An 18,633-nucleotide genomic window follows, 5' to 3' on the forward strand; every position below is an offset into this window, starting at 1 on the left:
TATGAGTAATATCAGAGGTGTTCTTGTTGGGGCATGCCAAGCACATGGAAGCCGCCATCAACGCGGATGATCTCGCCCGTGGTATAGGCGCCCGCGTCGGACGCCAGGTAGACGGCGGTGCCGCCGACGGCCTCAAGCGTGGCGTTCGACCGCAGCGGAGCGTTCTGCTCGGTATGCTTGTAGGTCTTGCGCGCACCACCGATCGCAGCCCCGGCGAGGGTTTTCATCGGGCCGGGGGAAATCGCATTTACGCGGATGCCATCGGGACCAAGGTCATTGGCCAGATAGCGCGTGGCGCTTTCCAATGCGGCCTTGGCCACACCCATTACATTGTAGTTCGGCGTCACGCGATTGGAGCCACCGTAGGTGAGCGTCATCATCGTGCCGCCGCCGTTTTCCTGCATCAGCGGGTAGGCGCGGCGCGCCACCTCGATGAAGGAATAGGCAGAGATATCCATGGAGTTCTTGAAGTTCGCACGACTGGTGTTGATGAACCGGCCGGTAAGCTCGTTTTTGTCCGAATACGCAATCGCGTGGACAAGGAAATCAATCTTTGGCCAGCGGGCGCCCAGTTGTTCGAACGCCGTATCGAGCGAGGCATCATCGGTGACATCCACGTCCACCATGAAGTCGCTGTCTACCGAGGCCGCAAGCGGTTCAAGACGTTTGCCAAAGGCTTCGCCCTGGTAGGTAAAGGCCAGCTCGGCCCCTGCCTCATGCATCGCCTTGGCGATCCCCCAAGCGATCGAGCGTTCGTTTGCAACGCCCATGATCAGGCCCCGTTTGCCGGTCAATACTCCAGTCACGGTCGTTATTCCTTGTACTTACTCAGAACCATGGAGCCGTTGGTGCCGCCAAAGCCGAAGCTGTTGGTCATGACACTGTCGAGCCCTGCGTTTTCAACATATTGTGTGGCCACTTCGCCCTCTTCGATGCCCTCTGCGAGGGTCTCGACGTTGATGGACGGCGTGATGAAATCATTGTCGAGCATCAAGAGGCAGAAGATTGCCTCCAGAGCGCCTGCCGCACCCTGCGCATGGCCGGTCATGGATTTGGTCGAGGAAATTGGCGGCACATTGCCGGCGCCAAAGACACGGCGCGCGGCCTCAACCTCGCCGACATCGCCCACCGGGGTCGAGGTGCCATGGGCGTTGATATAAGACACCTTGCGCCCCTCGGGCAGGGTTTGCAGGGCCAGTCGCATCGCGCGCTCGCCGCCCTCGCCGGACGGTGCGACCATGTCATGCCCGTCGGACGTCGCAGCAAAGCCTGTGACTTCTGCATAGATCTTGGCGCCCCGCGCCAGCGCGTGTTCGAGATCCTCGAGCACCACTATGCCGCCACCGCCCGAGATCACAAAACCATCGCGGTCCTGATCGAACGCGCGGGAGGCTTTTTCGGGGGTGTCGTTGTATTTGGAGGACATCGCGCCCATGGCGTCAAAGAGGCAGGACAGGGTCCAGTCCAGTTCCTCGCCACCACCGGCAAACATCACGTCCTGCTTGCCCATCATGATCTGCTCTGCGGCGTTGCCGATGCAGTGCAGCGATGTGGAGCAGGCCGAGGTGATGGAGTAGTTGATGCCCTTGATCTTGTAGGCTGTCGCAAGGTTGGCCGAGATCGTAGAGGACATGCACTTTGGCACTGCGAAGGGCCCGATGCGCTTGGTTGCGCCGGTTTTCAGCACGGTCTGATGCGCGGTCAGCATTGAGGACGTGGACGGCCCGCCAGAGCCTGCCACCAGACCGGTGCGCTCGTTGACGACCTGATCTTCGGAGAGGCCCGCATCTGCAATCGCCTGGCCCATAGCGATATGGGCATAGGCCGCACCGGGGCCCATGAAGCGCAGGGTGCGCTTGTCCACGTGCTCGGCAGGGTCGATTTTCAGCGTGCCTGCGATCTGGCTGCGAAAGCCATGCTCCGCCATCTCTTCGCTGGCGACAATCCCGGACTTTCCGGCCCGTAGGGAGGCGATGACCTCTTCGGCATTGTTCCCGATCGAGGAGACAATCCCCAAGCCGGTGACGACGACGCGACGCATATTGCGTACTCCTGTAACTGGTGTGAAGGGGGCGCACCCCAATTGGAGGGCTCTGGGGGCCCGAGGCAATCCGACAGGCGGATCAGCTCTCGGACAGAGCCACCTTCATGTCCTTAACCTGATAGATCACTTCTCCATCGGCTTCCACGATCCCGTCTGCGACGCCCATGGTCAAGCGGCGGGTCTGGATTGCCTTGGTGAAATCGACGCGATAGGTCAGCATTTTGCGATCCGGGCGCACCATGCCGGTCAATTTGACCTCCCCAACGCCAAGCGCGTAGCCGCGTCCCTGCCAGCCGCGCCAGCCAAGGTTAAAGCCCGTGAGCTGCCACAGACCATCGAGTCCGAGACAGCCGGGCATGATCGGGTTGCCGGGGAAGTGACAGTCAAAGAACCACAGGTCCGGGGTGATGTCGAATTCGGCGAGGATATGGCCTTTGCCATGCTCGCCCCCATCCGCGCTCACCTCGGTGATGCGGTCCATCATCAGCATCGGCGGAGCAGGCAATTGTGCGTTGCCGGGTCCAAACAGCTCGCCTCTTGCGCATTTAAGCAGGTCTTCTTTGTCAAAGCTGTTGGGGTATTGGGCCATGTGCGGGGCAACTCCTGCCTGTGGGTCTGAATATAGGTTCAACGCCCCCATTAACATCGCGTTCACATGTCCTGCAAGGGGAGCGCGATGCCGCAAGTGCAAAGGTCTTTGGCGGAGTAACGTCCGGCCCGTGCCGCGCGGCGAAGACGTTTTTTGCAAATCCGTTTGAAAAAAGGCAGGATAGTGCGATATAAGCCTGAGGTCGCAATGAATGCTAGGAAGGTGAGATGACACCGACCCATGAAGAGAATGCCAACAAGTGGCTGATGGAGGCGGGCCTGCGCCCGACTCGGCAGCGCGTGACGCTGGCTGCTCTGCTCATCGGCGATGGACAGCACCGCCATGTGACCGCAGAAAGCCTGTTTGACGCCGCCAAAGATGATGGCGCCGCCGTCTCGCTGGCGACGGTCTACAATACTTTGCGCGCTTTTTGCGATGCGGGCGTGCTTCAGGAAATCACGGTGGATGGCTCCAAGAGCTATTTCGACACCAATGTGCATGACCACCCCCATTACTACTGGGAAGGCGAGGGACGTGTGTCCGATGCCCCGTCCGAAGAATTGGTCATTCAATCTTTGCCGGAGCCGCCCGAAGGCATGGAAATCGCTTCTGTGGATGTGGTGATCCGCCTGCGTCACAAGGCCGAGCGCGGCTGAAAAGGCCCCTGGCTTCGGGCGCGTTATTCCTGCGGTACAGAACTCAGACCTGCAAAAAATAGGGGCTCTGCCTCCTCGGTGCTTTTTCACCTCACCCCCGAGGTGTTTTGGAAAAGGTGAAGGAGCAATGCGCCGGATCGCGCAGGCTCAGAACCATTGTCCCGGCTCCATCAACCCAAGATCAAGAAGCTGACGGGAGTGCCACTCAAACGGGGCGGAGTTGTGCCATTTGAAGCTCTGAATGTCGAAGGTCGATCCGGGGTTGCGCTTCAGCGCTTTGGCGGCGCGGAAGGAACAGATCGCGGCCGTCAGATTGTGATGCCACGGACAAGAGTAGGTGTTGTATTCCTGATCGTTGAAGGTGTGATCCGATTGTAGCGTCAGATCAGGTTTGGCCTGAAACAGCGCAATGCGGTCGATTTTACGGCTTGTTTCGGGGATGTGCTCTTCGTGCCGCCAGCGGATACCACCAAAAAAGTCAAGCTGGCGTTCCCGGGGATGCCCTGTTTCGGGGTCTTTGCGCCCCTGCGCGTAATAGCCGGACTTGTCCAGATGCGCGTTTTCGATTGAGACCGCACTGGGGTGGGCCGAGAGGTCGCCTGCGTAGAGGTCGATCACATATGTCAGCATTGCATTGCGGCGCTCTTCGGTGTGGAACGTCAACATTTCGCTGACGGTCCGGGTCTCGCAGAACGGGTAGAAGAGGTATTCGCTGTTGTAGCAGTAGTAGAGCCAGCATCCCGGCGTGGCGGCCGCGATGATCTGGTTCATGGCCATGGTCACCGAATTTGCGCTGCTACAGTCATAGGGCACGCGATGGATCAGGGGCGCGACGTCTTCGGGGATGTCGAAGGCGTCCGGCATCAGCGCCACCACGGCCTTGAAGCCGCAGTTCAGGTGGTGACGCAGGGTCGTGCCGATTTCCACCTCGTCCTCGATAAAGATCAGCGCGACCGGCCCTTTGGAAAGAATGGGTTTGCCTGTCTGAAGAAAATCCCCCAGCGCGCGATAATGCATCGGGCCTGTCCTTATGCTCTGCTCTGGCTTCGCTGCCGAGCGCCTTCTGGTCTTTGACGACAAAATCGGGTAATTGCCCTGCCATTGCAAGCGGCCTAAATCCGCGCTATGCGCAGCCGCTGGTTATTTCGCCTTGGCCCATCCCGAAAAAGGTAGCTCACGTCATGTCCGCGCCCAAGAAACTCTATATCAAGACCTACGGCTGTCAGATGAACGTCTATGACAGCGAACGCATGGCCGAGACTTTGGGCGGGCAGGGGTATGTGGAGACACAGACGCCTGATGATGCGGATATGATCCTGCTCAATACATGCCACATCCGCGAGAAGGCTGCGGAGAAGGTCTATTCCGAACTTGGACGTTTCAAAGGGCTGAAGGCCGAAAAACCTTATCTCAAGATCGGCGTGGCGGGTTGCGTCGCCCAGGCCGAGGGTGAGGAAATCATGCGCCGTCAGCCCCTGGTGGATCTCGTGGTCGGCCCGCAAAGCTACCACCGTCTGCCGGAAATGGAGGCCAAGGCCGGCACCGGGGAGAAGGTGCTCGACACCGATTTCCCCGAGGAAGACAAATTTGAAAAGCTGAAACGCCGCCCCAAGGCCAAGCGTGGACCCACCGCGTTTTTGACTGTGCAGGAAGGCTGCGACAAATTCTGCGCCTTCTGTGTCGTGCCTTATACGCGTGGTGCAGAGGTGTCGCGTCCGGTGGATCGCGTGCTGCGCGAGGCAGAGGATCTGGTCGAGCGCGGCGTGCGCGAGATCACTTTGCTGGGCCAGAACGTCAATGCCTATCACGGCGCTGGGCCCAACGGAGACATGACGCTGGCCCAGTTGATCTGGGAGCTCGACAAGATCGACGGGTTGGAGCGGATCCGGTTTACCACCTCGCACCCCAATGACATGATGGACGACCTCATCGAGGCACATGGCACGTGCAAGAAGCTGATGCCCTATCTGCATCTGCCGGTGCAGGCCGGATCGGACAAGATCCTGAAACGGATGAACCGCAGCCACACCGCCGAAAGCTACATTCGCCTGATCGAACGCATCCGCGCGGCGCGTCCGGACATTCTGATCTCGGGCGATTTTATTGTCGGCTTCCCGGAAGAGACCGAAGAGGATTTCCAGGCCACGCTCGATCTGGTGGAAGAAGTGAAATACGGGACCGCCTATTCCTTCAAATATTCCACCCGCCCGGGCACCCCTGCGGCGGAGCGTGCGCAAGTCGATCCCAAAGAAGCGGATGACCGGCTGCAGCGTCTGCAGGCCGTGCTGACGCGTCAGCAGAGGGAGGTGCAGGACAGCATGGTGGGACGCGAACTGGGCGTGTTGTTTGAAAAGGCCGGGCGCTTTGCAGGGCAGATGGTCGGCAAGTCTGATTATCTGCATGCCGTTCATGTGGCCGATTGTGACGCCAAGATCGGTGATCTGCGCCGCGTGCGGATCGTCTCTTCCGGGGCGAACTCGCTGGCAGGTGAACTGATCGACTGACATCCCTCAGCAAGTATCCCCAAAAATGGGGGCGCTGCCGAAGTTGGCAGCGCCCTTTCTTTTTGACTGTGTCGAGGACTTGCTCTGAAGTGGCGCTTTTATGCGGCGCGACTCAGTTTTGCGCGCGACCGGGGTCACTTTATTGCCAAATCGTTGATTGAGTTCTTGGCGTGGGCAATGCGGCACATGCCCTGAAATTGTTTCTCAGGGCGGCCTTTCTTTGGGCGAACTTCGCGCTTTAACGCCCTCAGATTCAGGGAAAATTAGGATAAACTGTAGATGTAATTAGGACCGGGGAAGCCAGAAGGACTTCTCTCAAGTGGGCCAACCGAAGGAAGCCTGTTGTGTTTGACCAAGTATTCGCCAAGACCTCTGCGGTCCTCGCTTGCGTTGGATTTTCCATCGTGCTCAGCGGGGCCTCTCCTGCAGTGGCGCAGGATGGAAACCAGATCCGCGCAGAACGGTATGTCCCGACAATTTGGGTTGACCCCGATGGGTGCGAACATTGGGTCATGGATGATGGCGCCGAGGGCTATATGACCACTCATATGACCCCGGATGGCAAGCCTGTCTGCCGTCGCGGTCAGTTGTGTGGCATGATGCCGACGGATCAGTTTTTCCCCACCAATGGCAGCACCGTGAATGCCGCAGGGCGCAAGCGACTGCAGGAGTGGTTTCAAAGCGTGATGCCCGGAACCCGGTCCTTTGTTGTGGCGGGTCATACCGACAGCCGCGCATCTGACGAATACAACATGGCCTTGTCACAGCGCCGCGCTGATGCGGTGGCGCAGATCGGTCGCTCTGTTGGGGCGCGGATCAAGGATGTGCGTGCCTATGGCGAGCGCAGCCCGCGTGTTCCCAACCGCGGCGCGGCCAATCTGGCACAGAACCGCCGTGTTGAAATCTACTGCATCCGCCGCTGAGGACCCAGACTATGAAAACCACCAAGGCAATTGCCATCTTGATGCTTGGCCTTTCGCTTGCCGCCTGTAGTGACAATGGCGACAAAACGCGTGACCGGAACTTCTTTGACGGTGGCGATGGGGATCTGGCCGGCCTGGTAGCCGGGATCTGGGTTGACCCGCAGGGGTGTGAACACTGGATCGTGGATGACGGGGTCGAGGGGTATCTTGATCCGCGGCGCACGCCCGATGGCCGCCCGGTGTGCAACAGCGATCTACCGCGCAATACGGCTTCCGGTCCGTTCAAAAGCGGCTCGAGGTTTGCAGACCCCATCTGATCCCCCCCCTGCGGGCATCGGCACGCAAGAGGACGGACATGACCATAGAAGGGCGGCTCCTCAGTGGCGCTGCCCATTTCTTTGTGGGGCATATTTGAGCGCAAGATCAGAGAATGTTTCAGTTCCGTGAAATCCGGCCCCTGTTTTGGGAGGGGGCCTTGCGCGTGCGCGCGCGGAGAGGCAGACTGAGAGGGCAATACCAAAACAGGAGAGCCGTTTGGCCACCAGTGTTCTGCCCCCGTCCTCCGAGCACGCCCAGCCACCCGAAGTGCTGCTGGAATTTCCTGACAATCGACTGCTGATAGAGCTTTGTGGCGAATTTGACCGCAATCTTGCGGAGATCGAGCAGCGCATGGGCGTTCAGATCGTGCGACGTGGCAATCAATTGATCGTACATGGCGATGCCGATCTGCGTCAGCAGGCCGGAGAGTTGTTGCAGGTGCTTTACGAGCGCCTCGAGAGCGGCCGTCCCGTGGAGCGTGAGGACATCGATCGCGAAATCCGTCTGGATCGTTCGGATGAAGATGGCGGCGCCGGTCCCGATAGCCAATTGGAGATGTTTTCCGGCGGCAAGGTCGAGATCAAGACACGCAAAAAGCTGGTGGAGCCGCGCACCGATGCGCAGAAGGTCTATGTGAAGAACCTCTTTGAGCATGAGATGGCCTTTGGCATCGGACCTGCGGGCACCGGCAAGACCTACTTGGCCGTGGCGGTGGGCGTGTCGATGTTCATTCAGGGGCATGTGGACAAGATCATCCTGTGTCGTCCAGCGGTTGAGGCGGGCGAGCGTCTCGGGTTCCTGCCGGGCACGCAGGAGGAAAAAGTCGATCCCTACATGCAGCCGCTCTATGATGCGCTGAACGACTTTCTGCCGGGCAAGCAATTGGCAAAGCTGAAGGAAGAAAAGACCATCGAGATCGCGCCGCTGGCCTTCATGCGCGGGCGCACCCTGTCCAATGCCTTTGTGGTGCTGGATGAGGCACAAAACGCCACCACCATGCAGATGAAGATGTTCCTGACCCGTCTGGGCGAGGGATCACGTATGGTGATTACGGGGGACCGTTCGCAGGTTGACCTGCCACGCGGGGTGCAGTCGGGGCTTCAGGATGCGGAGCGCCTGCTCTCGCCGATTCCCAAGATCTCGTTCAATTATTTCACCGCCAAGGACGTGGTACGCCATCCGCTGGTCGCGGCCATCATCGAAGCCTACGACAAGGACGAAAACTCCGCCTGAATACTCCATGAGTATACTCCGACCTTGAGCCTCCGCCCCGGTTAAAGGTGGGGGATGCAAGGTCGGATGCCTCCGGCAGGACATCTTGAGAGATCGGGAAGACCTAGCCCGCGCATACATAGCGCATAAAAGCGCTTTCTGGATGCGCAGTGTAGTCGCCAAATGGTGCGCAATACGTGTAGCCGAGGCGCTCATAGAGCGCACGGGCGGCATCAAAGGCTGGCAACTGGTCTGAACCTGTCTCGAGGAACAGGGTTCTTGCACCGGATTGTGCGGCAAAGGCGTGCAGCCTGAGCATGAGGGCACGGGCAATGCCGCGTCCGCGGGCGCTGGCGGCCACATGCACGGATTTGACTTCCATCTGGCCTTGTCCAAGGTCCTTGAGAGCGCCACAGCCAACTGCAATGTCGTTGTCATATGCGGCGAAGAAGTGGATCTCCGGGGCTTTGAGCGCGTCGAGATCCAGCGCGTGACAGGCTTCGGGCGAGCTGGTGGTCGAGGTATGTTTCAGATGCGCTTCCAGTAGTGGTTTTACGGGGGCGCTGGCGGGATCTGCAGGGCGAATATCAAGCGCTGTGGGCATCGATGGGGTCCTTCATAGGGCGGGTGCTTTCAAAGGTTCTTTTTTTCCGGGGCGGGTCAAGCTATGGCGGCAGGATGATACTGGATGTTGTGATTGAAGATGCGCGTTGGGATGCGGCGGCGCTCGAGAAACAGGCACAAGAGGCCGTTTCGGCGACGCTGGCCTATCTTGAGCTTGAAGATGAGGATTGGGAAGTCACGGTCCTCGGCTGTGATGATGCGCGGATTGCGGATCTTAATGCAGAGTTTCGCGAAAAGCCAAAACCGACGAATGTGCTGAGCTGGCCTGCGCAGGAGTTGGCTGCCGCCCAAGACGGTGGTCAGCCCACTCCCCCGGAGGTCGATTTTATGGGGGATGCGGCGCTGGGCGATATCGCGATTTCCTATGATACCTGCGTAAAAGAGGCCGATTTGGCGCATAAATCACGCGAGGATCACGTGCGTCATCTGCTTGTTCACGGAACATTGCATCTTTTGGGGTACGATCACATTCGTGACGGCGACGCCACGATTATGGAAACTTTGGAGGTGGGGATACTTGGCAAACTGGGTATTCCTGACCCATATATCATAGAGGACGGGCCGTGAGAGGCCTCTTTGGAATGGATCAATGGGCGATATAGAAGGCAGTTCTAACGCAGCGCATCGCGCGCTGCAGGATATTGAAGCGACGGAACCGCATGTGGACGGGGCAGAGACGCCCGGATTCCTGAGCAAGATTTTTGGGAGTTTCTCCCCGTCCGCTGAGGACAATGAGCCGGAAAGCGGCGAGGATGAGGTCCTGGCGGATCCGCCTCCGGGCATGATGAACCTGCGCCGGTTGCGCGTCGAAGACGTGGCCATTCCCACTGCGGAAATCGACGCTGTTCCTGTGACCATCTCCCGCGAAGATCTGGTTCGCGTGTTCCGTGATTCAGGCTTTACCCGTATTCCGGTCTATGAAGGCACGCTTGATACGCCATTGGGGTTTGTGCACCTCAAGGATCTGGCGCTGACCTACGGGTTTGACTGTGAAAACGACGATTTTGACATCACCCCGATGCTGCGGCCCCTCCTGTTTGTGCCGCCGTCGATGCCGATTGGCGTTTTGCTGACCAAGATGCAGGCAGAGCGCCGGCATATGGCCTTGGTGATCGACGAATATGGCGGTGTTGACGGTCTTGTGACGATTGAGGATCTGATCGAGCAGGTCGTGGGCGAAATCGAGGATGAGCACGACAGTGGTGAGGATCAGACCTGGGTGCAGGAAAAGCCAGGCTGCTATGTCGCGCAGGCGCGCACCCCGCTGGTGGACTTCGAAAATGAGATCGGCATCCCCCTGACGCAGCATGAAGATGTGGATGGGGAAGAGATCGACACGCTTGGCGGGCTGGTCTTTATGCTCTCGGGGCGGGTTCCGGCCCGTGGAGAAGTGATCGAGCATCCAGAGGGCGCGGAATTCGAGGTCGTTGACGCAGATCCGCGCCGGATCAAGCGGTTGCGCGTGCGTCTGCCGGGTATCGCGGCAGAATGAACTTGCCGCAACGGCTCGGCAGGGTCGGCTCCTATGGGCTGGCGGCGGGAGCGGGCGCGCTTATGGCGCAGGGCTTGGCTCCCGTCTCTGCTGTTTGGGCGACGCCGATATCGCTGTTGGTTGTGGCCGCGCTTTTTGATCATGCGTCCTCTCCACGCGCTGCCGCCGTGGTTGGTTGGCTGTTTGGATGTGGCTATTTTGGCTTTGGTCTCAGTTGGATCATGGAGCCGTTTCAGGTCGATGCGGCGACGTTTGGCTGGATGGCGCCCTTTGCGCTGATGTTGATGGCGGCGGGGCTCGCGCTGTTCTGGGGCGTGGCGTTCTGGGGGGCGGCGCGGCTTGGGCGCGGGAACGGGCGCATATTCGCGCTCATCGGTGGCTGGACGCTTATGGAGCTGGCACGGGCCTATGTGCTCACGGGGTTTCCTTGGGCCGGGTTTGCGCAGCTTGCCTTGATCGGCGATCTGGCACTGCGGGCGGTGCCCTGGGTGGGGCCGCATGGTGTGGCATTGGCCATCTTGTTGGCCATTTTACCGCTCGTCTTGATCCGGCGGCGTCCTCTTTTGGCTATTGGGCCCGCAGCATTGGTTGGGGTTGTGACGATCTGGCTACCGCAGGGGCAGCCGTTTGGGGGTCATCTGCCCCTCACCGAGCAGACCGTGCGGCTGGTACAGCCAAATGCGCCGCAGGCGGAGAAATGGCTCCCTGAAAAGCGGTGGTCATTTGTGCAACGGATGTTGGAGTATACCGCCGCCGAGCCGGAGCAGGCCTTTGGGAATCGTCCTGATCTGGTGATCTGGCCCGAAACTGCCATCCCGACACTCCAGAACTACATTGACGACTTCCGGCCCGCACTGGTGGAAGCGACCAGAGGGTCAGAGCTTCTCTATGGGATTCAGCGCGAGGAAAACGGGCGCTACATGAACTCCGCCGTGGTGATGAATGCTGCGGGAGAGGCGCTCGACATCTATGACAAGATGCATCTTGTGCCCTTTGGGGAGTATATGCCGCTCCCGCAATTCTGGGAGAGGTTTGGCGTCTTCGGCCTCGCGTCACGCGCCAAGGGGGGCTACGCGCCCGGCACGGAACGCAGGCTCTTGCAGACCTCCGCAGGCCGGGCGCTTGCGCTGATCTGCTACGAGGGTGTGTTTGCCCAGGATGTCAACGCAGCCCCCGAGCGCCCCGATTATCTGGTGCTGATTACCAATGACGCGTGGTTCGGGAGCTATTCGGGCCCCTATCAGCACCTCGTACAGGCACAACTGAGGGCCGCCGAACAGGGGCTGCCCATGGTGCGCGTTGCCAATACCGGGATCACCGCCGTGATCGACCCCTATGGTCAGATCCGCGATAGTTTGGCCCTGAACACCTCCGGATATCTCGATGCCCGCCTGCCCGCGCCGCTGCCTCCGACGCTCTACAGTGGCACCGGGGATTGGCCGGCGGCATTGGTGGCGGCCTTTCTCTTGGGTGTCTCCGTGCTGCCACGTTTGCGTTTGAAGCGCCGGCGAACACTTGCTTAATCTCTCAAAGCTATAGATTGACCCAGCACACGAGTGCGCTTAATGCGCTCTTTCATGCCGCCACAACGGCTTCCTGGCGTGGCGGATCTCATCCAATGGAGCACATCTCTTATGAGCCGTACCAACTACACCTTCACCTCGGAATCCGTTTCCGAGGGGCATCCGGATAAAGTCTGCGACCGGATTTCCGATGCCGTTCTCGATGCGCTGATCGCCGAAGAACCCGAGGCGCGCGTTGCCGCCGAGACCTTTGCCACCACAAATCGCGTGGTGATCGGGGGTGAGGTTGGCCTGTCCGATCAGGCCAAACTGAAGGACTACATGGGCAAGATCGACGAGATCGCCCGCGCCTGTATCAAGGATATCGGCTACGAGCAGGACAAGTTTCATCATGAAACTGTCGAGATTACCAATCTTCTGCACGAACAATCCGCGCACATTGCGCAGGGTGTAGATGCCGCAGGTGACAAGGACGAGGGTGCGGGCGACCAGGGCATCATGTTCGGTTTTGCAACCGATGAGACCGATGCGCTGATGCCGGCCCCGATACAGTTCTCCCACGCGATCCTGCGCCGCCTTGCCGAAGTGCGCAAGAATGGCACCCTGCCGGTTCTGGGCCCCGATGCAAAATCCCAGATCTCGGTCCGGTATGATGCGGGCAAACCCGTTGAAGTCACCTCCTTGGTTCTGTCCACGCAGCACCTTGATGAGAAACTGACGTCCGCTGATATTCGCGCGCTCGTTGAGCCGTACATCCGCGAGACCCTGCCCGAAGGCTGGCTGACCGACAACACGGTCTGGCACGTCAACCCGACCGGAAAATTCGTGATCGGCGGCCCCGATGGCGATGCAGGTCTGACCGGACGCAAGATCATCGTGGACACCTATGGTGGGGCAGCCCCGCATGGTGGCGGCGCGTTTTCGGGCAAAGATCCCACCAAAGTGGACCGTTCGGCGGCCTATGCGGCGCGCTACCTCGCGAAAAACGTGGTTGCGGCAGGGCTTGCGCATAAATGCACCCTGCAGCTGTCCTATGCGATCGGCGTGGCAGCGCCTCTTTCGATCTATGTCAACACCCACGACACCGGTGCTGTGCCGGATGAAAACATCGAAACCGCAATCCGCAAGTGCATGGACCTCACGCCACGCGGGATCCGTACCCATCTTGGCCTCAACAAGCCGATCTACCAGCGCACCGCGGCCTATGGCCACTTCGGTCGTGCACCCGAGGCCGATGGCGGTTTCTCGTGGGAGCGTACCGATCTGACCGAGGCTCTCAGGGGCGCGGTCTGAGGCGCACGCCAAGGCCTATACGACCAAAGGCATCAGGGCGGGGGCAACCTCGCCCTTTTCTGTTTTGGGCCATGTCTTGGCGTTCGTGGGGTGGTTCAGCTTTGCTCTCTGTGCTTTGATCCCGGTATTGAAAAGACAGGCAGAGAGAGCAGGGGTAGCGAGTGGTATGGCAATGGCAGCATGGAAAAAGACAATCTGGGTACATGCTGCTGTCGTATGTGTGGCCCTCGTCGCGCTGGCGGGACCAGCGCTGGCGCGCAAGGGCAGCGATAAGCGCCTTTATGTCGACGGTGCGACCCTTGTTTTTGATACAGAATCGGTCTCCAAGGGCCAGCCTGGTGAAATCGTCGTCTCGGACATCGACCTGTTCCGCAGCATGCTTCAGGAACGGTCCGGTATTGAAACGCTCCGCCTCAATTCGAGTGGTGGCAGCGTCTATGCCAGCTCCGAAATCGCCTGGATCGTATCGGACTATGGGCTTCATACACAGGTGGATGGCGAATGTGTCAGCGCCTGCGTCGACATTTTCCTGGCGGGCGCACGACGCCAGATGACATTGGGGTCAAAGATCGGCTTTCATCGGCGGTCCTGGTCCCCCGAGGCCGTCGAGGGCTATTACAATGATCTGCGCGAAAATCAGGGGTGGGACACGCCCTTTGTGTTTGGGTCCTGGATCTACGCAGATACCCAGCGCGAGATGTATGAATACCTGAGCTACCTGGTCGAGCGAGGCGTGGAGGCCGGGTTCGCCATCGAGACTCTGCAGGTGGACTCGGGTGACGAGTGGTATCCCTCACGTCTTCAACTGATGGCCGCAGGGGTGCTGCGCGAGGCTCCCTGAGCGCCCATGGGAGCGGATCCGGCCTCATGGCTTGACCTTTGGGGCCACCTGCTGCAGATGAAGGCGCGATTTCGTCTGCCCCTATTGGGGTGTGTAATCGATACGAGTTTATCAAAGAAAGCCCGCACACGATGTCCGACTCTGACGCTAGCCGCCCTTCCGCCATCGCCAGCGATGGCCCTGATGCTGCTGGCAAGCACGCGTCAGGTGCCCCGTGGCGGAATTTCTACGGTCGCTTCAAAGGCAAGACGCTGAAACCAAATCAGGTGCGCGATCTTGATGAAATGCTGCCCGAGCTCAGCCCCGGTGCGGTTGGGTGGGACGAGAACCCCGAGCGAGAACCGCTGGATCTTGAAGCGCAGTTTCAGGGGCGTGATGTCTGGCTCGAAGTGGGCTTTGGCGGTGGGGAGCATCTGGTGCATCAGGCCGAGAGCAATCCTGATGTTGGGATCATCGGGGCGGAGCCCTATGTGAACGGTGTCGCGATGCTTCTTGGCAAGCTGCGCAAGTCGTCAGCGGAAAACGTGCGCGTGCACGCAGGCGATGCCCGCGATCTGATGGATGTTTTGCCCGCACAAAGTCTTTCTCGTGCATTCTTGCTCTATCCCGACCCGTGGCCCAAGGCGCGCCATCATCGGCGTCGTTTTGTAACGCAAGAGCATCTGGAGCCCCTCGCGCGCGTCCTGAAACCGGGGGCGATTTTTCGCGTGGCTACCGATATTCCGGACTATGTGCGCCAGACCCTTGAAGAGGTGCCAAAGGCGGGCTTCAAGTGGCTTGCCGAAGGCCCCGAGGATTGGCGAAAGCCTTGGGGGGACTGGATCTCCACCCGATACGAGCAAAAGGCGCTGCGCGAGGGGCGCACGCCGCATTACCTGACGTTCCAGCGTCAGGACTGATCTGCAAGAGGCAGCTTGTCCGATAGAGCATCCCCCCGCCACAGAGGGCGGGGGGCTTTTCGCATTGATTAGTCGATCTCAGTGACCAGTGCGGCTTTGGATTTGCGCACTTTCGGCATTGGCAACAACCAGTCGCCCTCTTCTGCCCGGGTGCCGAGCGGCAACAGAACCTTGGCGCGCAGGCCCTTTGCGCGCAGGTCGAGGATCTCATCCACCTGATCGGGGTCAAACCCTTCCATCGGGGTGCTGTCGACGCCGAGTTCTGCGGCGGCGGCCAGTGCAAAGCCAAGCGCGATATAGGCCTGATGGGCCGCATGGGCGTGGTTCACCTCTGCGGGGCGCGGCAGGAGCATCTCCTTGAGATTGGCAAAGTAGTTCTGAAGCAACTCGGAGTCGCCGCGCTCTTCGACCATCTGCGCCACGACCGCGTCAATGCGCTCTTCGGTGTAATTGTCCCAGGCAGCAAAGACCAGAAGATGGGAGCCATCTGTGATCTGGGCCTGATCCCAGGACACCGGGCGGATTTTCTCGCGCAGGTCCTTGTTGCGAATGACCAAGAGTTCAAACGGCTGCACGCCGCTGGAGGTCGGCGCCATGCGAATGGCCTCAACGATCTGAGCGACCTTATCCTCGGATACGGGCTTTGAGGGGTCCATTTTCTTGGCGGCATAGCGCCAGTTCAGCTTGTCCAAAAACATGGGAGACATCCTTTTCTTCATGTTGCCGCAGACATAGCAACTAAACTGAACAGTTCAAGTTGATTTATCTCGACGTCGAGATTTATCTAGGCGCCAAGGGAATGGGCAACAACCCCCATATTCAAGTTTTATTGGGTGGATGGTGGCGCGCAGCTGCGCGACAGCCAAAATGGACCTCAAATGACGTTGGGTCTAGCGGGGCTTGCGCGCCTCGATCGCGGCAATCGCCTTTGCGACGGCGTCGTCGATGCTGAGGGCGCTGGTGTCGATGATGACCGCATCCTCTGCTGGCCGCAGCGGCGCTTCGGCGCGGTTCATATCGCGCTCGTCCCGCGCTTTGACATCAGCGAGAACCTCATCGAGCGTAATGACGCTTCCCTTCGCGGTCAGCTCCAGAAACCGCCGCCGCGCCCGCACGTCGGCGCTGGCCGTCACAAAGAGCTTGGCCTCAGCTTCGGGGCAGATCACGGTGCCGATGTCGCGCCCGTCCATCACCGCGCCGCCCGATCGGCGGGCAAAGGCGCGTTGAAAATCCACCAAAGCGGCGCGAACTGCGGCAATCACGGCCACCTTTGAGGCTGCCTGAGCCACCTCTGGTGTGCGCAGGTCTTCGCGATCCAGATCGCTCACATCAAGCGCTTCGGCGGCGGCAACGGGATTGTCCCCATCCAGCATTTTCGCCCCGACGGCACGATAGAGCAGGCCTGTATCAAGGTGACCAAAGCCAAAATGCGCGGCAACCGCTTTGGAAATGGTGCCCTTGCCTGCAGCGGCTGGGCCGTCGATTGCAATCGTAAAGGCCATATGTGTCCTCATGGGTCGGAAAGGTCAGGGGTCTTGTCTACTGAAGCTTGCCGCGCCTGTCACGCGGGTTGGGGGCGCCAGCGATAGGAATCGTCGATCCCGTCACTGCCTGTGCGCTGAAATCCCGCGCGCTCGTAAAACGGCCCGGCAGGGCTCCCGGTGAGGGCGATCAACCGGATTTCCTGACGCGAGGGGCGCGCGATCTCTTCTTGGATCGACTGCAGGATCTGTGCGCCGAGCCCCGTTCCTTGACGCGTGGGCGCAAGATAGAGGTGATCGAGGTAGAGGTGGTCTGGCATCTGCCGCAGTACCAAAAAGCCCACAAGCTCTGACCCGTCATAAAAGGCGGCAGTCGCCGTGGGGTCATAGCGATCCAAGAAACGACGTCGTACGCGCCCGGGATCAAAACGACCTGACGCTTCAAGGCTTGGACGCATCGCCTCTGCCCGCAGCTCCGCCAGCGCTTGTGGATCAAGGTGGCCACCTGTCACCACTCGCAAACCTTGCGGTGGCGGCAGGCGGGAAAGATCGACGTCAGCCATCCGTACGGCTGATCGAAGCCCCAAGATCGCCCATTAGCCGCTCGAAGATGGGGAAGGACGTCGCAATCGGGCTGCCATCGTCTACGGAGACCGGGTTTTGTGCGCCCATACCCATCACCATGAACGACATGGCGATGCGGTGATCAAGGAAGCTCTCGGCAGTGCCACCGCCTTTGACACCCTCGGGGCCGCAGCCTTCGACGCTCCACCAGTCCTCGCCTTCCTCGACGGTGACACCATTGGCGCGCAGGCCCTTTGCCATTGCATCGATGCGGTCGCTTTCCTTCACGCGCAATTCCTTGACGCCAGCCATCATGGTGGTTCCGGTGGCAAAAGAGGCCACCACAGACAGAACAGGATACTCGTCAATCATCGACGCGGCGCGTTCTGGTGGGACCTCGATCCCTTTCATGTCGGGCGAGTATTTGGCGCGCAGATCGGCCACAGGTTCGCCGCCTTCGGTCCGAGGATTCTCAAACGTTAGATCCGCGCCCATGTCTTGCAGGGTGTAGAACAGGCCCGCGCGGGTCGGGTTGAGACCAATCCCCGGCACCAGCACGTCAGAACCGGGCGTGATGAGCGCGGCGCAAACCGGGAAGGCGGCAGAGGAGGGATCGCGCGGTACTGCAATCACTTGCGGTTTCAGCTCAGGCTGACCGGTGAGGGTAATCACGCGGCCTTCCTCGGTGTCCTCAACCGTGATTTCAGCCCCAAAGCCCGCAAGCATCCGCTCGGAATGGTCGCGGGTGGCTTCGCGCTCAATCACCACGGTTTTGCCGGGCGCATTGAGGCCTGCAAGCAGAACGGCAGATTTCACCTGCGCTGAGGGCACCGGCACCTCATAGCGCACCGGCACGGGCTCGGCCGCGCCAACGATAGTCATCGGCAGACGGCCGCCCTCGCGGCCCACGGATTGCGCACCAAAGAGCGCAAGCGGATCGGTCACACGCGCCATCGGGCGTTTGTTGAGCGAGGCATCGCCGGTAAAGGTCGCGGTGATCGGCGAGGTCGCCATCGCGCCCATGATGAGCCGCACACCAGTGCCGGAATTGCCGCAGTCGATCACGTTTTCCGGCTCGGCAAAACCGCCAACACCCACGCCAAAGACGGACCATTCACCACCGCCGTGATTGACGACCTCGGCCCCAAAAGCCTGCATCGCCTTGGCGGTGTCGAGCACATCTTCGCCCTCAAGGAGGCCGGAGATTTTCGTCTCACCCACGGCCATTGCGCCAAGGATCAATGAGCGATGCGAAATCGACTTGTCGCCAGGGACATGCGCCTCGCCTTTGAGGGGGCTTGCGCGGCGGGAGGTCATCGGGATGGGCGTGCCGTGGCCGGACATGTGGGCTCCTCTCATCAGTCGGTCGCAAAAGCTGTTAGCGCATTCACCTCAGCACGTCCACGCAGAAGAGAATGGGCGCGCGGCGGAGAGTGTTCACCGTTGCGCGCGGCGATCGTCTGCGCGGAGATTTGAAAAAGACGGATTGGGCGGGGCGTTGGATGCGACCGAAGAGTTCACAGTCGCTTGTGTGGGGGGGCTGGAAAGAGCAAGGTCTAAGAGGCCTACATCACTGGCAATTCGATGAAGTTGTGCCACGCAAGCAATGTTAAGGCTCAGTCCGTCCGTTCAGCTGGGTCGCGCCTGACATTCTATCAGAAGGTCGCTTC

20 protein-coding genes and 1 riboswitch are annotated in these 18,633 nt (G+C 60.0%); of the genes, 11 read left to right on the forward strand and 9 right to left on the reverse strand.

The features are described from left to right. Positions 1-11: 11 nt before the first annotated feature. From ACZ1HH_RS00925 to fabA, 3 genes are all read right to left on the reverse strand, one after another. Complete coding sequence (locus ACZ1HH_RS00925; RefSeq protein WP_416367763.1) at positions 12-806, reverse strand: enoyl-ACP reductase FabI; 795 nt, start codon at positions 804-806, stop codon at positions 12-14. 5 nt (positions 807-811) lie between these two features. Continuing rightward, entirely contained in the window at positions 812-2,041 is a 1,230-nt protein-coding gene (fabB, locus tag ACZ1HH_RS00930; protein ID WP_416367764.1) for a beta-ketoacyl-ACP synthase I, read from the reverse strand. Positions 2,042-2,123: 82 nt separating this feature from the next. Then, positions 2,124-2,633, reverse strand: coding sequence for a bifunctional 3-hydroxydecanoyl-ACP dehydratase/trans-2-decenoyl-ACP isomerase (gene fabA / locus ACZ1HH_RS00935; RefSeq protein WP_011537550.1), 510 nt, complete (start codon positions 2,631-2,633; stop codon positions 2,124-2,126). Between the two features lie 227 nt (positions 2,634-2,860). Here fabA and irrA point away from each other — a divergent pair, with 227 nt between their 5' ends. After that, positions 2,861-3,289 (forward strand): iron response transcriptional regulator IrrA, encoded by a 429-nt coding sequence (irrA, locus tag ACZ1HH_RS00940; protein ID WP_011537551.1) that lies wholly within the window; start codon positions 2,861-2,863, stop codon positions 3,287-3,289. A gap of 147 nt (positions 3,290-3,436) precedes the next feature. On the opposite strand, the gene ACZ1HH_RS00945 is transcribed toward irrA, so the two are convergent. Beyond that, positions 3,437-4,306, reverse strand: a complete 870-nt coding sequence (locus tag ACZ1HH_RS00945; RefSeq protein ID WP_472637064.1) for a glycosyltransferase family protein — start codon at positions 4,304-4,306, stop codon at positions 3,437-3,439. Positions 4,307-4,470: 164 nt separating this feature from the next. Between ACZ1HH_RS00945 and miaB the strand changes: the two genes are divergently transcribed. From miaB to ACZ1HH_RS00965, 4 genes are all read left to right on the forward strand, one after another. Then, complete coding sequence (gene miaB, locus ACZ1HH_RS00950; protein WP_472637065.1) at positions 4,471-5,793, forward strand: tRNA (N6-isopentenyl adenosine(37)-C2)-methylthiotransferase MiaB; 1,323 nt, start codon at positions 4,471-4,473, stop codon at positions 5,791-5,793. Positions 5,794-6,137: 344 nt separating this feature from the next. Beyond that, positions 6,138-6,716, forward strand: coding sequence for an OmpA family protein (locus tag ACZ1HH_RS00955; protein ID WP_472637066.1), 579 nt, complete (start codon positions 6,138-6,140; stop codon positions 6,714-6,716). Between the two features lie 11 nt (positions 6,717-6,727). Beyond that, on the forward strand, positions 6,728-7,033 hold the full coding sequence (locus ACZ1HH_RS00960; RefSeq protein ID WP_011537555.1) for a hypothetical protein: 306 nt from the start codon (positions 6,728-6,730) through the stop codon (positions 7,031-7,033). 217 nt (positions 7,034-7,250) lie between these two features. Continuing rightward, a complete protein-coding gene (locus tag ACZ1HH_RS00965) occupies positions 7,251-8,267 on the forward strand; it encodes a PhoH family protein (RefSeq protein ID WP_416367766.1) in 1,017 nt (338 codons plus the stop codon). A 103-nt stretch (positions 8,268-8,370) separates the two neighbouring features. Here the strand turns inward: ACZ1HH_RS00965 and ACZ1HH_RS00970 are convergent, their stop codons facing one another. Continuing rightward, on the reverse strand, positions 8,371-8,850 hold the full coding sequence (locus ACZ1HH_RS00970) for a GNAT family N-acetyltransferase (RefSeq protein WP_416367767.1): 480 nt from the start codon (positions 8,848-8,850) through the stop codon (positions 8,371-8,373). Between the two features lie 74 nt (positions 8,851-8,924). Here ACZ1HH_RS00970 and ybeY point away from each other — a divergent pair, with 74 nt between their 5' ends. The 6 genes from ybeY (at position 8,925) to trmB (ending at position 14,918) form a co-directional block, all read left to right on the forward strand. Further along, the gene (gene ybeY, locus ACZ1HH_RS00975) at positions 8,925-9,437 is read left to right on the forward strand and encodes an rRNA maturation RNase YbeY (RefSeq protein ID WP_416367768.1); all 513 of its coding nucleotides are present in this window, start codon (positions 8,925-8,927) and stop codon (positions 9,435-9,437) included. Positions 9,438-9,459: 22 nt separating this feature from the next. Further along, positions 9,460-10,362: a hemolysin family protein gene (locus ACZ1HH_RS00980; RefSeq protein WP_472637067.1), complete on the forward strand. Its 903-nt coding sequence runs from the start codon at positions 9,460-9,462 to the stop codon at positions 10,360-10,362. After that, positions 10,359-11,885: an apolipoprotein N-acyltransferase gene (gene lnt, locus ACZ1HH_RS00985; protein ID WP_487320335.1), complete on the forward strand. Its 1,527-nt coding sequence runs from the start codon at positions 10,359-10,361 to the stop codon at positions 11,883-11,885. Before ACZ1HH_RS00980 ends, lnt begins: the two co-directional genes overlap by 4 nt. Before the next feature lie 54 nt (positions 11,886-11,939). Further along, positions 11,940-11,988, forward strand: a riboswitch (SAM-SAH riboswitch). An 8-nt stretch (positions 11,989-11,996) separates the two neighbouring features. Beyond that, on the forward strand, positions 11,997-13,178 hold the full coding sequence (metK, locus tag ACZ1HH_RS00990) for a methionine adenosyltransferase (RefSeq protein WP_472637070.1): 1,182 nt from the start codon (positions 11,997-11,999) through the stop codon (positions 13,176-13,178). Between the two features lie 166 nt (positions 13,179-13,344). After that, positions 13,345-14,019 (forward strand): COG3904 family protein, encoded by a 675-nt coding sequence (locus tag ACZ1HH_RS00995; RefSeq protein WP_011537562.1) that lies wholly within the window; start codon positions 13,345-13,347, stop codon positions 14,017-14,019. A 131-nt stretch (positions 14,020-14,150) separates the two neighbouring features. After that, positions 14,151-14,918, forward strand: a complete 768-nt coding sequence (gene trmB, locus ACZ1HH_RS01000; protein WP_011537563.1) for a tRNA (guanosine(46)-N7)-methyltransferase TrmB — start codon at positions 14,151-14,153, stop codon at positions 14,916-14,918. 68 nt (positions 14,919-14,986) lie between these two features. On the opposite strand, the gene ACZ1HH_RS01005 is transcribed toward trmB, so the two are convergent. From ACZ1HH_RS01005 to aroA, 4 genes are all read right to left on the reverse strand, one after another. Then, positions 14,987-15,616: an NAD(P)H-dependent oxidoreductase gene (locus ACZ1HH_RS01005; protein ID WP_011537564.1), complete on the reverse strand. Its 630-nt coding sequence runs from the start codon at positions 15,614-15,616 to the stop codon at positions 14,987-14,989. A gap of 192 nt (positions 15,617-15,808) precedes the next feature. Next, on the reverse strand, positions 15,809-16,420 hold the full coding sequence (gene cmk, locus ACZ1HH_RS01010; protein ID WP_011537565.1) for a (d)CMP kinase: 612 nt from the start codon (positions 16,418-16,420) through the stop codon (positions 15,809-15,811). A 59-nt stretch (positions 16,421-16,479) separates the two neighbouring features. Continuing rightward, positions 16,480-16,962 (reverse strand): GNAT family N-acetyltransferase, encoded by a 483-nt coding sequence (locus ACZ1HH_RS01015; RefSeq protein WP_472637071.1) that lies wholly within the window; start codon positions 16,960-16,962, stop codon positions 16,480-16,482. Next, positions 16,955-18,307, reverse strand: a complete 1,353-nt coding sequence (gene aroA, locus ACZ1HH_RS01020; protein ID WP_472637072.1) for a 3-phosphoshikimate 1-carboxyvinyltransferase — start codon at positions 18,305-18,307, stop codon at positions 16,955-16,957. The genes ACZ1HH_RS01015 and aroA overlap by 8 nt, the downstream gene beginning before the upstream one ends. Between the last annotated feature and the right edge of the window lie 326 nt (positions 18,308-18,633).

Source organism: Epibacterium sp. HA2-3 (genome assembly GCF_055693725.2).